At 42.5% G+C, this 13,562-nt stretch carries 14 protein-coding genes; 1 reads left to right on the top strand and 13 read right to left on the bottom strand.

Going from position 1 to position 13,562, the window contains the following annotated elements; genetic code table 11:
- Positions 1 to 20: 20 nt before the first annotated feature.
- The 7 genes from BLQ87_RS21525 to BLQ87_RS21555 form a co-directional block, all read right to left on the bottom strand.
- Positions 21 to 524: a cupin domain-containing protein gene (locus tag BLQ87_RS21525; RefSeq protein ID WP_074610927.1), complete on the bottom strand. Its 504-nt coding sequence runs from the start codon at positions 522 to 524 to the stop codon at positions 21 to 23.
- Positions 525 to 530: 6 nt separating this feature from the next.
- Entirely contained in the window at positions 531 to 1,592 is a 1,062-nt protein-coding gene (locus BLQ87_RS21530; protein ID WP_216857840.1) for an alpha/beta hydrolase, read from the bottom strand.
- Between the two features lie 25 nt (positions 1,593 to 1,617).
- Entirely contained in the window at positions 1,618 to 2,364 is a 747-nt protein-coding gene (locus BLQ87_RS21535; RefSeq protein WP_074610930.1) for a carboxymuconolactone decarboxylase family protein, read from the bottom strand.
- Positions 2,365 to 2,444: 80 nt separating this feature from the next.
- Positions 2,445 to 3,512: an alpha/beta hydrolase gene (locus BLQ87_RS21540; protein WP_074610933.1), complete on the bottom strand. Its 1,068-nt coding sequence runs from the start codon at positions 3,510 to 3,512 to the stop codon at positions 2,445 to 2,447.
- Positions 3,513 to 3,545: 33 nt separating this feature from the next.
- The gene (locus tag BLQ87_RS21545; RefSeq protein ID WP_074610935.1) at positions 3,546 to 4,004 is read right to left on the bottom strand and encodes a nuclear transport factor 2 family protein; all 459 of its coding nucleotides are present in this window, start codon (positions 4,002 to 4,004) and stop codon (positions 3,546 to 3,548) included.
- Between the two features lie 28 nt (positions 4,005 to 4,032).
- On the bottom strand, positions 4,033 to 4,488 hold the full coding sequence (locus BLQ87_RS21550; protein ID WP_074610937.1) for a cupin domain-containing protein: 456 nt from the start codon (positions 4,486 to 4,488) through the stop codon (positions 4,033 to 4,035).
- A gap of 23 nt (positions 4,489 to 4,511) precedes the next feature.
- Positions 4,512 to 5,495: an aldo/keto reductase gene (locus BLQ87_RS21555; protein WP_074610940.1), complete on the bottom strand. Its 984-nt coding sequence runs from the start codon at positions 5,493 to 5,495 to the stop codon at positions 4,512 to 4,514.
- 160 nt (positions 5,496 to 5,655) lie between these two features.
- Here BLQ87_RS21555 and BLQ87_RS21560 point away from each other — a divergent pair, with 160 nt between their 5' ends.
- Positions 5,656 to 6,546 carry a helix-turn-helix domain-containing protein gene (locus BLQ87_RS21560; RefSeq protein ID WP_074610942.1) on the top strand — a complete coding sequence of 297 codons (891 nt, stop codon included), beginning with the start codon at positions 5,656 to 5,658 and terminating at the stop codon, positions 6,544 to 6,546.
- 58 nt (positions 6,547 to 6,604) lie between these two features.
- Here BLQ87_RS21560 and BLQ87_RS21565 read toward each other — a convergent pair whose 3' ends face one another.
- Genes BLQ87_RS21565 through BLQ87_RS21590 form a run of 6 tightly spaced genes read right to left on the bottom strand, consistent with a single transcriptional unit; the run spans position 6,605 to position 13,539 of the window.
- Complete coding sequence (locus BLQ87_RS21565; protein WP_074610945.1) at positions 6,605 to 8,785, bottom strand: TonB-dependent receptor; 2,181 nt, start codon at positions 8,783 to 8,785, stop codon at positions 6,605 to 6,607.
- Between the two features lie 60 nt (positions 8,786 to 8,845).
- Positions 8,846 to 9,169, bottom strand: coding sequence for a DUF6660 family protein (locus BLQ87_RS21570; protein WP_143010519.1), 324 nt, complete (start codon positions 9,167 to 9,169; stop codon positions 8,846 to 8,848).
- Between the two features lie 23 nt (positions 9,170 to 9,192).
- Positions 9,193 to 9,861, bottom strand: coding sequence for an ABC transporter ATP-binding protein (locus tag BLQ87_RS21575; protein WP_074610950.1), 669 nt, complete (start codon positions 9,859 to 9,861; stop codon positions 9,193 to 9,195).
- Between the two features lie 4 nt (positions 9,862 to 9,865).
- The gene (locus BLQ87_RS21580) at positions 9,866 to 11,131 is read right to left on the bottom strand and encodes an ABC transporter permease (protein ID WP_074610952.1); all 1,266 of its coding nucleotides are present in this window, start codon (positions 11,129 to 11,131) and stop codon (positions 9,866 to 9,868) included.
- Positions 11,132 to 11,134: 3 nt separating this feature from the next.
- Positions 11,135 to 12,229 carry an efflux RND transporter periplasmic adaptor subunit gene (locus BLQ87_RS21585; protein WP_074610954.1) on the bottom strand — a complete coding sequence of 365 codons (1,095 nt, stop codon included), beginning with the start codon at positions 12,227 to 12,229 and terminating at the stop codon, positions 11,135 to 11,137.
- Positions 12,226 to 13,539 (bottom strand): TolC family protein, encoded by a 1,314-nt coding sequence (locus BLQ87_RS21590; protein ID WP_074610956.1) that lies wholly within the window; start codon positions 13,537 to 13,539, stop codon positions 12,226 to 12,228. The genes BLQ87_RS21585 and BLQ87_RS21590 overlap by 4 nt, the downstream gene beginning before the upstream one ends.
- Between the last annotated feature and the right edge of the window lie 23 nt (positions 13,540 to 13,562).

Below are 13,562 nucleotides of genomic sequence, written 5' to 3' on the forward strand. Positions count from 1 at the left end.
TAAAAGAAAAGTTGAGGGTTTTATTCCGGGGAAACCGATAGTTTCAAACCAGGTAGTCTATATTCTTCATCCGTAACAGGCTGGTGCCATACTGTAGTTCCTTTTTGCCTGCCGGTGATCGCTACCTGAACAAAAGCAGTATCCTGACTTGCGCCATGCCAGTGGGGGATGTTTGGCGGGCATTTGATCGCATCACCTTTGCGAAGAATTACTTTTGGCTGTCCTTTCTCCTGATAATAGCCTACGCCATCTGTTGCCAATAAAATTTGCCCAGCAGGATGGGAATGCCAGTTACTTCTGGCACCAGGAGCAAAAGTGACGTTTCCAACCGCGTTCTCATTTAAACTATCGGCATCTATCAGGGATTTTACCCATACCTCACCCTTGAAATTATCATTTGTATTTTTATCTCCCTGAGGGAAAATAACCGATGTTTTTTCTCCCTGAGAGGTGCTTTCTCTGGATTTATTGGTACAGGAATAAATTAGGACCAATAGGAATGCAGCACTGAAAATATGTTTCATGTTGAGCTATTTTAAGTATTGTTTAAAGAAGGCGTCTATTTTTTTAAGGGATACTTTCATGTATTCCGGTCTGTCGTAAAGATCAACATGTGATGCTCCGGGAACAACAAAAAGTTCTTTAGGCGCTGCTGCTTTTTTATAGGCATCTTCGCTGAAATATTTTGATACTGCCCTTTCACCAACAATAAAAAGCAGCGGACGTGGGGAAATGGTTTCAATTTGAACAAAAGGAAAGAAATTCATCATTGGAGCGAGGCTGGTAAACGAATAGCCCGTGGTAGAATTGGGATGATTACCTCTTGGGGTACGGTAATAATCAAAAAACTCCTTAGTATTTTCTGTTTCATTTTCGCCAAGAACTTCAGGAATGGCATTGATGTCCTTTCTTTTTGCCCCTGCAAATTCCTTAGTGCGTTGTTCCCCGATTTCATCCAATGTTTTCATGCGCTGTTCATAAGTCATTACATCACCCAGACCTTGCCTGCGGGCGCGGCCCATATCGTACATGCTTACCGTAGCAAGGGCTTTAATGCGATGGTCGATTTGCGCTGCACTTACTGAGTATCCACCACTGGCACATACGCCTAAAACGCCGATTCTGTTTTTATCCACCAATGGATAGTTGCTTAAAAAATCTATTGCCGCACTAAAATCTTCCACTTTGATCTCCGGCACTTCAATATGTCTCGGGAAGCCACCGCTTTCCCCGTGAAAGGAGGCGTCATATGCCAGGGTGACATAACCTAATTCCGCCAGCTTTTGCGCATGCAATCCGGAGGTTTGTTCTTTTACACCCCCAAAAGGATGGCCGACTACAATGGCCGCATATTTTTTGGTAATATCGTAGTTCGGCGGAAGAAACAAGTTGGCCACTACGTTAATCTGAAGTCTGTTTGGATAGGATACTTTTTGGATTTTAACGCCATTTTCTCCATCTTTTAAGGGGTATATCCTTGTATTTAGTAATTCTGCCGCTTGTTTATTGTCGACATTGCTTTGAGCTTTTAACGGATCGGCATCTATGGTTGACATCACTATGGTGGTCAGGATGAGCATTGCCTTTTTCATTTTATTTATGTTTTGAGACTTCATGTTACTTTTTGTTTGTGAGTACTTGATTTAATACCGATTGGGCTGATTTGGCAGCTGTAGCACCTATATTTGATTTTATGATGCCGACGAATTGCTGTAACTGATCTGGTGTTAATCCGAGATTCAGGCAAATGCTCAAATGAGAATTTAGCATCGGTTCTACTCCGCCAATACTGCTCAGCACTGCTACGGTTACCAATTCTCTATCCGTATAACTCAATATATCACGTTCAAAAATATCGGCAAACAAATGCGCTTTGAGAAATACTTCTATTTCTGGGGCAAAGGCAGCGTAACCTGTTTTTGGACCATCTTGTGGAGCTCCGGTAAGTGTTCCCAAAATAGCCTTTCCACGTTCGTATTTACTCCGTTCATCTTTAACAGGAGTGGCTTCCGGACCCCAGGTATCCCTGATGCCTTTGGTTTTACGTTCCTCGAGAACCGATATCAGTGTTTGAAGTCCGCGAATGCTGCGGGGAAATCCGCAATATGCATAAAGGTGGACAATTGCTTCTTTTATTTCGTTAACAGTCAGGCCTGCCTCAAGCCCGGAGTTCAGCTTTGTTTTTAATTCCGGCAGGTCACCTTTAGCCGTAACAGCAGCGATGACGATCATACTTTGTTGTTTGGAACTTAAGGTTTTTTCTATTGCGCCTTTTTGTTGTGCCGCGATAGGGGCAGCTGTACCGGCTACTAATAATAAAATTGCTATCGTCATTACGATACTGAATGTTATGGTCCTTTTCATCTTTTAATTTTCTGATGATACAAAGGTCCAGATAATTTAAAGCGATAAGGGTAGATGGATTACGGGGATTAGTACCAATATTACTTATCGAGTCCTTTTTCTTGTAGCCATTTCGACATCAGATCAGCTATTACTACATTGTTTAAGTCGGAAAATGGGAAATGTGTATTGCCGTTGATTCCTATTTCCGGAAGATGAACTACCCTTGCATCCCCACCATGTTTATTAATTGTAGCGGCCCATATTTTTGCCATTTCAAGCCCCGAACGCCAATGGTCTTTGTTCCAGACCTTTGTCGGCTCCTTTGCAATGTTGTCACCATAATAAATGGCGATTGGTATTTTTGTGAGCTTATTGAAATCGGACAAAGGGATTTCCTGGCCTTTTAATTCGCCAAAAAGACCTGTGGATTTTATCGGCTGGGGTAATTCATCTTTTGGAAACAGGAAACCGCTATAGGGTTCGTAGGCTACAATAGCTTTGACCTTATCATTTTTTATAGCGGTAAACCAGCCGGGACCACCACCTTGTGAATGCGTGATCAATATCCCTTCCCCGATTTTATCAAATAGCTGAGCAACCGCATCCGAGACCATGTTGCCATCAAAACCACCTGTATTTGGGGTCATTTGCCTGAAAAATTGCTCCAGAGCAGGGGAGTCCTTTGGAAACTGAACGTTGGGGAAATAATCGGGATAATTGCCAATCCTGAATTGTGTGAACCAAAACTGTTCGTCCGGGTTAGGAGTGATCGTTGCGGCAACTGTACTCTTTCCCGCTTCGCCACGTCTCGGCTGATCAAGCAGATAAACCCCGAAACTTCTTCTTAAAAAGATATTCTGAAAACCTTCTCGTCCATCAGGTGTCGTTTCCCATGTTTTTTTAGATTGTCCGGCTCCATGAAGAAAAACCAAAGGATACTTGCGGGCCTTTACCGGGATCTGATAGAAAGCATATGCATGGTCGCCATGAAAGGTTTGTCCCTGAGGTTTTAACGCGTTGTTTAAATCGAAATTTCCAGGTTCGAAAATCTTTGTTCCACCAATGGCGAAACTACCTTGTTCCTGAATAACCATTGTGTTTTGTTTCCGTAAGCCACAGGAGGCAAGCAGGACGGAGAGCATCGTAATTTTATATATTTTATTCATACTGAATTCCCGGGATTTAAAGCTAACGGTATTTTAGTTGCCAAGCAATCTGGTGAAAGAAAGGGAGCCTAGCATCCATTTGTCATTTTGTTTCACATATACTTCGGTCACAACAAAAGGATTGGTTACCTCGTTGCCACCAACTACAGCCAGCAACCTGATTTTGCTAAGCACAATCGCAGTATGGTCTATGATGTTTACGGTAACATTTTGTATCTCCGCTTTTTTATAATGTATGCCACCGCTTTTGATGGTATTCAATTCCTGTTCTCTTGACATTGATCCGCCCATATGGACAAAGACCGCTTTTTCATGGAAAAGAGCGGAAAGGGAATCGACATTTTTTTCCGACATCCAGTCCCATTTCTTTTTAGAAAGTAAGCTCATTTCCTGCATGGCATCAAGGCCATCTGTATTGGCGTTTTTAGTTTGAGCACTTGACACTTGAGTGCTCATTAAGAAGGCAAGAAGTGCCAGAATTGATAGTTTCATTTGATGGAGTTTAAAGTTTGATTTGAGGCTATTTAGTGCGATTGTATTCTTTGTCGCTCACCCTGTGCAACCAGATCGTTTTTCCGTTTTGAGCAGGGGAGGTTGCAATATAAGTGACACCGCTTTCAGGCGTTGCACCATGCCAATGCTCCACACCAGGAAGACATTTGACAACTTCGCCAGGACGTACAATTTGTTTGGGCTTACCTTTTTCCTGATAGTACCCAATCCCCTCGGTAATGATTAGTATTTGCCCACCTGGATGGCTGTGCCAGTCTAATCTTGCTCCGGGATCAAATATCGCTACTGAAGTCCCATAAGTAAAGACACTGTCTGCCACATTTAATTCTTTCAGCCAGACATTTCCTACATGATGGACATTGACTGCTTTTTCCCCTTTGGGAAAAATCGGAGTTTCCTGCGCTACTGCCTGAACAGACAGGGCGACACAAAATAAAATCGCAAAATAACGTACCTGTTTCATAATTCTCTTTTTAAAATGTCAATCTATTTTCCAACCCTTGCCTGTAAATGTTCAGGATATCTGGCTCCCTGTACCGCTATTTCAGCAGCGGCTTTTTCTATTTCCTGTAAATCTTCTTTTGAAAGTGTGATGGATGCTGCGCCAATGTTTTCCTGCAAGCGATGAAGCTTTGTCGTTCCCGGAATAGGGCTGATCCAGGGCTTTTGAGCCAGTAGCCATGCTAAGGCGATTTGTGCAGGTGTTGCCTCTTTTCCGGCTGCGATACTTTGCAAAAGCTCCACCAATACCTGATTTGCTTTTCTGTTCTCTTCTGAAAAACGGGGGACGATATTCCTGAAATCGCTGTGGTCAAATTGAGTGTTTTCATTGATTGCTCCTGTCAGAAAGCCCTTTCCCAAAGGGCTAAATGGCACAAATCCAATTCCTAATTCTTCCAGGGTTGGCAATATTTCTTTTTCGGGCTCCCGCCACCATAACGAATATTCACTTTGCAACGCCGAAACAGGTTGTACAGCATGGGCTTTACGGATGGTTTGTACGCCGGCTTCTGAAAGCCCGAAATATTTCACTTTCCCTTGCTGGATGAGCTCTTTTACGGTGCCTGCGACTTCTTCAATTGCAATGACAGGATCAACACGGTGCTGGTAAAGCAAGTCAATGGAATCTGTTTTTAACCTTTTTAATGCTTCATCTACATAAGCGCGAATGCGTTCCGGGCGACTGTCCATTCCTTTTCCTGGCTCACCGTCAACAAAGCCAAACTTGGAAGCAATCACTATTTTGTCCCGAAACGGAGCAAGTGCTTCTCCCAGGAGTGCTTCATTGGTATAAGGGCCATAGGCTTCGGCAGTGTCAAAAAAGGTGACGCCTGCATCAAATGCCGCTCTGATTAATTTTATGGCTTCTTGTTTATCTGTTGCAGGGCCATATCCAAAACTCAAACCCATACAACCTAAACCAAGGGCAGATACTTCTAATCCAAAATTACCAAGTTTACGCTTTTCCATATTTTTATTGTTAAATGGTATACCACAAAGATGAGGACTGAAAATGAAGCGCCTGGTATACACATTCCTGTATTTACTACCAATATTACTGATCGCTTGACTGGTGCTGTTATAGAAACTTTCTAATGTTTATTTTTGTTTCAGAGAAACAACAGTAGTTATGGAAGAGACGGTGAATTTTGCTAAGATCAGTGAATATAATGCTTTTAATAATCAGGAAACCCTACATCCACTGATAAGTGTAGTCCATTTGGATAAAGCTGAACCTCGTCAGCTTCGGCGTTTACGTTACGAGTTTTATACTATTTTCCTCAAGCAAATCCACTGTGGCGACCTTCGTTACGGACTTAACAATTATGATTACGAGGAAGGGACACTCATCTTCCTTGCACCAGGGCAGGTGATTGGCGAAAATAAAGAGGGATATTATCAACCTCAGGGAATCGCCCTGGTATTTCATCCTGATTTGATCCACGGCACAAACCTTGGAAAAAAAATTAACGATTATACATTTTTCTCCTATGCCGTGAATGAAGCTTTGCATTTATCAGAACAGGAGCGAAAAATCATCATGGATTGCTTCGCTAAAATTGAATATGAATTACAGCATGCGATTGATAAACATAGTAAACGACTGATTGTATCTAATATTGAATTGTTTCTGAATTACTGTGAACGGTTTTATGATCGCCAGTTTATCACAAGAGATCATGCCAATAAAGGGATTTTGGAAAAGTTTGAAGAGCTGCTTAATGGTTATTATGCATCGGAAAAGCCATATTCTATAGGACTGCCTTCAGTTGCCTATTGCGCGGATGAATTACACCTTTCTTCCAATTATTTTGGTGATTTGATTAAAAAGGAAACAGGGAAATCGGCCCAGGAGTACCTCCAAAACAAAATTATTGAGGTTGCCAAAGACAAGATTTTTGATTACAATAAGACGGTAAGTGAAATAGCCTATGAGTTAGGCTTCAAATATCCCCAACACTTTAACCGGCTCTTTAAAAAGCGCGTTGGAGTTACACCAAATGAGTATCGAAGCCAATAAAGAGACCAGATTATCATTTTCAGCAGTGCCGGGAAAGGGCACTGCTGAATGAAAAGTGTTAAAGCTTCAGTTTTATTCCTCCGTTGACTACAAATCCGTCAACAGGAGCATAAATGTCTCTGAAGACCGGGCTGGTAATCGTGCCGGTATAAATGGTGTCAAACTTAGTCTGACGGGTATTGCTGAAATTCTCGAAGTTTACAAAAATGGAAAAACCTTCCCAAAGTTTTTCCGCCATCAGTCCGGTGGTCCAATAGCTTTTTCCGATGCTGCCATCGTTTAACTTCTGTTTGCTAAAATAATAGGCTTCCAATCCAATTTTCCACTGGTCTTCCAACTCGTACATCAGTACATTGTTTAGACGATGTTTGGAAACCAACGGATAGGCCGTGCTGGTACTTTCTGTATGTTGGTTAACATCTGCCAGGGTATAACCAATAAATAGCTTAAAATCACTATAAGTGATCTTCACATTCGTTTCCATTCCTTTTGTATCCAGGTTTCCCTTAGGCTGAACATATTGAAGATGCGTACCTGCGAAAGGACTTAACAGGATAGGATTGTTAATGCGGGTATAGAAAAACATCTGGTTAATGCTCAGGCCCAACTTATCTTCAAAAAGTGCTGTGCCGTAGTTGATGTCGTAATTGGCCCCATAAGAACGTTCTGCTTTGGTGTTCGCTACATCAATCGGAAGTACATTTTTGAACTGGATCCGTTCGGCATCTTCCGTAAATACACTTGGTGCTTTATAACCCAATCCGCCACCTAACCGGGTAGAAAAATGTTCGTTAATTTTCCATAAGCCAGAAATCTTCGGCAGAAAGAAGAACCCATATTCATTGTGGTAATCCGCCCTGATTCCAGACTCAATACTGAATTTCTCTGTTGCATTCCAGGTGTTTTGTACAAAGCCGCCAACGGTATTGTAATTATAGCTTCTAAGGGCATTGTTGTTTTGCTGATCCTCTTTGAACCGATCGGTGAGGATGTTGAGGCCGGCAACCCAATCTGCCTGTTCTCCATTGCGGCTATAGTCTACTTCCGTATAAGTAGACAACTGCTTTCCGGAGAATAAATAGTCCGGCAATGCGATACTCCGGTCATAGTAGCTTACCGAATTTCTGAAAATGAATTTTTCCCTGTCGCTTAACTTATGGTCAAGCTCGACCTGGGTACTGTAACGGCCTGTTTTATTTTTTTCAAAATAACTGTGTTCAGCACTGCCATTTCCTCTAATATATTCCAGATCGCCACCCATACGCTTTTCTATAGTCGTATTTAGTCCGGCCGAAATGGTAGTCCCTTCTGTTAAATAGAAAAACAGCTTTGGGTTCAGGGTAAAACGATCAAATTTCGGAATGGCTGTTAAACCAATGTCCGAAGGATCATAAGCTGTGCCGTGATTGTAGGCGGCGTAAACAGTGGCTCCAATTTTCTCGAATTTTTGGGCATAAAAACCACTTACATCCAGACCTAAAGCGGAGGTGCCGTTTAAAAGAAGGTTTAGCTGACGTTCTTCTGCCGGCTTTTTGGAGACCAGGTTAACCAGGCCTGCAATGGCGCCGCCACCATATAGGGTAGAGGATGAACCTTTGATTACTTCCACCTGTTGCAAGTCCAAAGGGGCGATTTGCAGCAAGCCTAAACCACCTGAGAAACCTGAATATAAGGGAAAGCCATCACGGATGAGCTGTGTGTATTTCCCATCCAATCCCTGAATCCTAATGCTTGAATTGCCACTGGTTGCAGAAGTTTGCTGTGTTTGGATGCCTGTACTTTCTGCAAGCAGCATGCGGATGTCGCCAGGTTTCATATTGCCCTTTTCATCGAGTTCTTCTCCGGCGATGACTTCCACACGGGTAGGGATGTTATCGATGGTTCTGCTGCTTCTTGTTGCTGAAATGATCACTTCTTCCAGTTCTTCATCTGTTTCTTCCTGTTGTAAAAGAATAATTGCAGGAACGGATTGAACCAATGGAAAGATAAGGGTGTCAATTCTGGTCTGGTAACCTTTAAAACTAAACCTGATCAGTTGTTTGCCATCGGGGATATTGTTCAGGATGATCTGTCCGTTAGTATCTGAGCTTGTTCCGACATTGATCTCCTGAATTTTTACGGTAGCACCTGATAGGTTGCTGTTTGTTTTTGCGTCTTTAATGATCGCTTTATAAGTATTTTGAGCATATGCTGTAGCTGTAAAAAACAGCACAGACAAAAGCACCATCAATTTCTTCATGATATATTTTGTAATTAGTGATTTCGAAAAATGAAGCCTGAAACGGCTGTTGAGAAGAAGCTAAGCTATTTTCGGCGGTTGCCAGATGGAGGTAGGGATCTGCCTTAATTCAATCATGAGGTAAGTACTGCGGTGGATTTCCGGCCTCAGGTAAGTGGTAAAAGTGATTAATGAATAACCTGAAAATGTAAAACCTGCACAGGTTCCACAAACGTAGAAAGGGGAACAATCCTTACAGCAATCATCATCATTTTCAGGACAGTTATGACCCGGTTCTTTTTTCTCCCTGTTTTCAGTATGGGCCTCACGCTCCTCCAACGCGCAGCAAGGCGTTATGGTAAGCGTAAGTACAACCAAGGCCAATAGCAGGGAGAGTATTTTCACGACGTAAATGTATTGAATTTGTTTTAACTTATTCTTCCATCACTGATATGGATTGTTTTATCTGTATTTTTTGCAAATTCTTCATCATGGGTAACGATGAGCATCGTCTGGTGTTGCTCTGCCGAGAGTTTTTTAAACAGGTCGAATACCAGGCCAGTATTTTTACTATCCAGGTTTCCGGTGGGTTCATCGCCCATTAAAATTAAGGGGTCGTTTATCAAAGCCCTTGCAATCGCCACGCGCTGCTGCTGACCTCCGGAAAGGAGAGAGGCCCGTTTTAAGGCCTGGTCCTGTACATCCAGTAATTTCAAAAGATCCATCGCCTTTTGTTCTAATTCCTGTGGGGGAAAGGCAGCACGTTTTAAACCGGGCAGCATGACATTTTTTAATACCGAAAATTCAGGCAGCAAAAAATGGAACTGAAATACAAAACCAATGTGCTTGTTCCGGAAATCGGCCAGCCAGCTGTTGTTTCTTCCCTGCATTTCGGATCCGTTGATGTTTATACTGCCCTCAAAATCGGTATCCATGGTGGACAACAGATAAAGTAAGGTAGACTTCCCGCTCCCGGATTTTCCGGTAATGGAAACGAAGTCGCCTTTTTCTATCGTTAGGTCCAGGTTGTCCAGTGCTTTGAACTTTTTAGGATCGTAAAAGTATTTATTTAAGTTTTTTGCTTCAAGTATATTCATGGTTTTAGCCTCTTAAAATGGTGATGGGATCTACTTTAGCTGCTTTTCTGGAGGGCAGGTATCCTGCAATGGCTGTGGTAAGAATGCCAAAGGAGAATCCCATAATGTAATACAGTGGGTTAAAACTAACCGGCAGGTGATCAAGTGAGAACATGACGTCGCTATGGTATGGCATTTTGGAAATGGCATAGGAGATGAGGTAACCAAATAGTAAACCAGCGGTTGCACCAATGATTCCAATGACAAAGGCCTGGGTCATAAATATCCGTCTGACATCTCCATTTGAAAAACCGATCGCTTTGAGTATGGCAATGTCTTTCATTTTTTCGTAAATCATCATGGTCAGAATGTTGAAAATACCAAAGCCTGCAATCAGCAGTAGGACAACCTCAACACTGTAGGTAATCATATTTTGAAGTGCTGCACCTTCCAGCAGAGTAGTATTGTCCTTTTTCCAGTCGGATCCTGAATAATTGTAGTTTTTTTGCAGTCTTTTTGCCTCATCAGGGGCAAGTTCAGGATCAAATAGTTTGACTTGAATGTCTGTAAGATAGGAGGAGGGGACATTTAAAAAGCGCTGCACGGTTTTGATGCTGCCATAACTTTGCTGGTTGTCGATATCAACCAAACCCGTTTTAAAAACACCAATAATACTGATGCTAAAATTAGCTCCCTTTTCTGTGGTCAGTTCTATCTTATCGCCGGTTTTTACATTTAGTTTTCTGGCCAGCCCGCTTCCCACTACGATACTGTTTGGCATGGTTGCGAGTTCGGTAAAACTTCCGGACACAATTTTGTTTTCCAGATTAAAAAGAGCATTCGCTTCTTCGAAATTTATGCCCAGGATAGTGCCATTAATAGAAACAGCTCCCAGCCGGTAAAATACTTTAGTGCTGACGGAGCCGGATACCGTTTTTACAAGGGGATTTTTGCGGATCTCCTTTACCGCCTGTTTCCCATCTTTAAGGTTCATGAAAATATCTTTTGGCTTTTGATGTCCGACTGTATTGATCTGATTGGGATAGATATTGTCAATTATCGTTTTGTCGGAAAGCTTTACCTCATTGAAAAGTCTGAGATGGGGAGACTGTTCAAACATGATGGCCTGCATGTAATTCTGTGATCCCTGGATAAATCCAATCATGAACACGAAAATGGTAATGCCCAAAGCAACTCCTATGGTTGCGATAATGGTTTGTTTCAGTTTCGCACTCATATGGACGAAGGCTATGGAAGCCGCCAGTTTGAAATCTGTGATGATCTTTTTCATGATTTATTTGTTTTTTATCAGTACATCCCCTTTTTTTAGACCAGCTTTGACTTCCACCCAATTGTCGTTTTCGGTGCCCCGGGTCAGTTTTATCTTTTGCTGCTGATCCCCTTTCTGAATTAAAACAGAATCGCCAGGTAAAATATAATCGCCCGGAACCATAAGGGCAACCGCTTTTTGACGGATGAGGATGTTGGCTTCTACGGAGGATTGCGGAAAGAAATCAACTGGCTCAGCAACCTGAGCTTCCACTTTAAAACTGCGGGTATCTTTTTGCAGGACGGGGTCAATCTTGCTGATGATGCCTTCAAATTGCCGTTCTGCGAACGCATCCGTTTCAAAAAACACCTTTTGACCCAGTTGGATCTGACGAATATCCCGTTCATCTATCAAGAGTTCCAGCTTATATTTTTCTTTTGAACCTAACCATAAGATCGTTTCTCCAGGGCCGGTAATTTCTCCAGGTTTAAGGTCTATACTCCATACTTTTCCTTCCAGGTTACTGGTCAGCACATTTTTGCTATGTTGTCCCTTAAACCGGGCCAGATCTTCCTCCGCATTCAAAGCAGTTGTTTTTAATGCGGCTGTTTTTACATGATATTCAGCTTGCAGGCTATTGATTTGTGCCAGACTCGTTTTAGCCTGGAGAGCCGCTTTGTCTGCATCCTTTTGCGCTACCGCTTTATCCTTTGCCAGGTCCATGTACCGTTCTGCATTTAGCGCATCCTGCTGATATTGCTGTTTTGCCAGGCTGATTTTTTCCTTTAATTGTTTGAATTCGGCCGCATCTTTCTCTGTACTATTTCTGGCCAGGGCAGCTCGTTCTGAAAGCAAACTGAGCTGTTCTTTTTCGCTTGAAGATCCGAGTATAACTAATGGTTGTCCTTTTTTTACAAGATCACCTTCCTTGACCATAATGGCCAGAATACGCATGGGTTCTGTAGATTTTAACATTTCATAATGCATGGGCATAATTTTGCCTGAAGCATACACGGCCTGGTTAAATTGTTTTTCTGTTGTGGTGTAGGTCTCCGTTTTCTGTTTGCATGCCGCAAAGCCTAAACTGAAGAATATGACCATCGTTGATAAAGCTTTCATAATTTTTGACTGGTTAAATAATAGAGTTCCACTGCATGTTGCAATAGGTTCTGATTGGATTTATTTAGTTTTTCTGTCGCCTCGTTTAAATCTTGCTGAGCCTGTCTCAATTCAATCATATTGATAATCCCTTTTTCAAGCTTTTGATAAGAAAGCGCTACATTTTCCCGGGCAAGCTTCAATTGCGCTTCCTGAGTTTTCAAATCCTGTACGGCCTCCAGGTGGAGCTGCTGTTCTTCCAGGTAATGTTTCTGCTGCGAATTCAGGTAGTCTAGAAATTCAAGTTCTGCCGATTCCAGGCGTGCTTTCTGTTTTCCGGGGTCGTAAAATTGCTTACTTAAGGAGAATAGGGGCACAGTCAATTGCAATCCGATAAAACCAGATCCAATCCAGCGGGATTGCCCAATGAAATCTAAAGATTGCCCAAAACCCATTTTGCTGTAATAGCTCCTGAGGGAAAGAGAAGGGTACCATGCCGCCTTTGCAGATTTCAGTTCCTGCGCAGCAATGCTCAGTTTAACTTTCTGGCTTTCATAATCAGGCAACTCTTCAGTAATGAAACCGGAAGTTGGTAAAATTTCCATATCCTCGCTATTGTTTACCAGGAGTGAATCAGCCAGGGGAAACCCCATCCAGAATTTCAGGTCAAGCAGTGCATTGTGGACCTCCGTATTTTTTCTGGAGAGTTGGTTTTGCAACTCCTTCATCATGCTGGTCGACTGGTTCAAGGCGATCTTGTCTGTAAATCCCTTATCGTATTGTCTGGTGATCAACTGGTGGATCTCCTGGTAGTTGTGATAGCTGTCTTTTGCCAGGGAAAGCCCTTTGTTTAGTGCTTGCAGCTGGTAATAAGACATCCTTACATTTTTAGATAAGGTCTTTTCAAAGGATAAAAGTTCGTTTTTTTTTGCCTGTTGCTGTAAGGCAGAAAGCCTGATGGCTTGCCAGGTTTGAGGATCAACAAGGTTCAGATTGGCCTCTATACCGATATTGCCCATCCAGGGTGTCCCGAGTTTTATCGGGACATAGGTACCTGCCGGCTGACCTACCAGCTCACCAGGAAACACTTGTACCGGAATTTCCCAATAATGATCGATCCCTGCCTTAACGTCTATTTTGGGTGCCAAGCGGCCGATTACAGATTTTCTTTCCCAATCTGCAGCGAGGATGAGTTTTTGCCTGGACTGCCTGGACTGGTTGTTCTTGTGTGCATATTCCAGACATTTAGCAACTGTCCAGTGTTGTCCGGAAGCCAGCCATGGCAAGAAAATAAGGCAGGCCAAGGCCATAAAGAAGGATGTTCTTTTCATATTTATCAATATTATAAGTGTGG

The sequence above is a fragment of the Pedobacter steynii genome (assembly GCF_900103665.1).
GTDB classification, from domain to species: domain Bacteria; phylum Bacteroidota; class Bacteroidia; order Sphingobacteriales; family Sphingobacteriaceae; genus Pedobacter; species Pedobacter steynii.

Bases quoted from the DNA above. Each gene is read 5' to 3' on its own strand.
- BLQ87_RS21525 (WP_074610927.1), bottom strand. From the start codon at position 524: ATGAAACATATTTTCAGTGCTGCATTCCTATTGGTCCTAATTTATTCC.
- BLQ87_RS21575 (WP_074610950.1), bottom strand. From the start codon at position 9,861: ATGAATATACTTGAAGCAAAAAACTTAAATAAATACTTTTACGATCCT.
- BLQ87_RS21555 (WP_074610940.1), bottom strand. From the start codon at position 5,495: ATGGAAAAGCGTAAACTTGGTAATTTTGGATTAGAAGTATCTGCCCTT.
- BLQ87_RS21530 (WP_216857840.1), bottom strand. From the start codon at position 1,592: ATGAAAAAGGCAATGCTCATCCTGACCACCATAGTGATGTCAACCATA.
- BLQ87_RS21550 (WP_074610937.1), bottom strand. From the start codon at position 4,488: ATGAAACAGGTACGTTATTTTGCGATTTTATTTTGTGTCGCCCTGTCT.
- BLQ87_RS21560 (WP_074610942.1), top strand. From the start codon at position 5,656: ATGGAAGAGACGGTGAATTTTGCTAAGATCAGTGAATATAATGCTTTT.
- BLQ87_RS21590 (WP_074610956.1), bottom strand. From the start codon at position 13,539: ATGAAAAGAACATCCTTCTTTATGGCCTTGGCCTGCCTTATTTTCTTG.
- BLQ87_RS21535 (WP_074610930.1), bottom strand. From the start codon at position 2,364: ATGAAAAGGACCATAACATTCAGTATCGTAATGACGATAGCAATTTTA.
- BLQ87_RS21565 (WP_074610945.1), bottom strand. From the start codon at position 8,785: ATGAAGAAATTGATGGTGCTTTTGTCTGTGCTGTTTTTTACAGCTACA.
- BLQ87_RS21580 (WP_074610952.1), bottom strand. From the start codon at position 11,131: ATGAAAAAGATCATCACAGATTTCAAACTGGCGGCTTCCATAGCCTTC.
- BLQ87_RS21540 (WP_074610933.1), bottom strand. From the start codon at position 3,512: ATGAATAAAATATATAAAATTACGATGCTCTCCGTCCTGCTTGCCTCC.
- BLQ87_RS21585 (WP_074610954.1), bottom strand. From the start codon at position 12,229: ATGAAAGCTTTATCAACGATGGTCATATTCTTCAGTTTAGGCTTTGCG.
- BLQ87_RS21545 (WP_074610935.1), bottom strand. From the start codon at position 4,004: ATGAAACTATCAATTCTGGCACTTCTTGCCTTCTTAATGAGCACTCAA.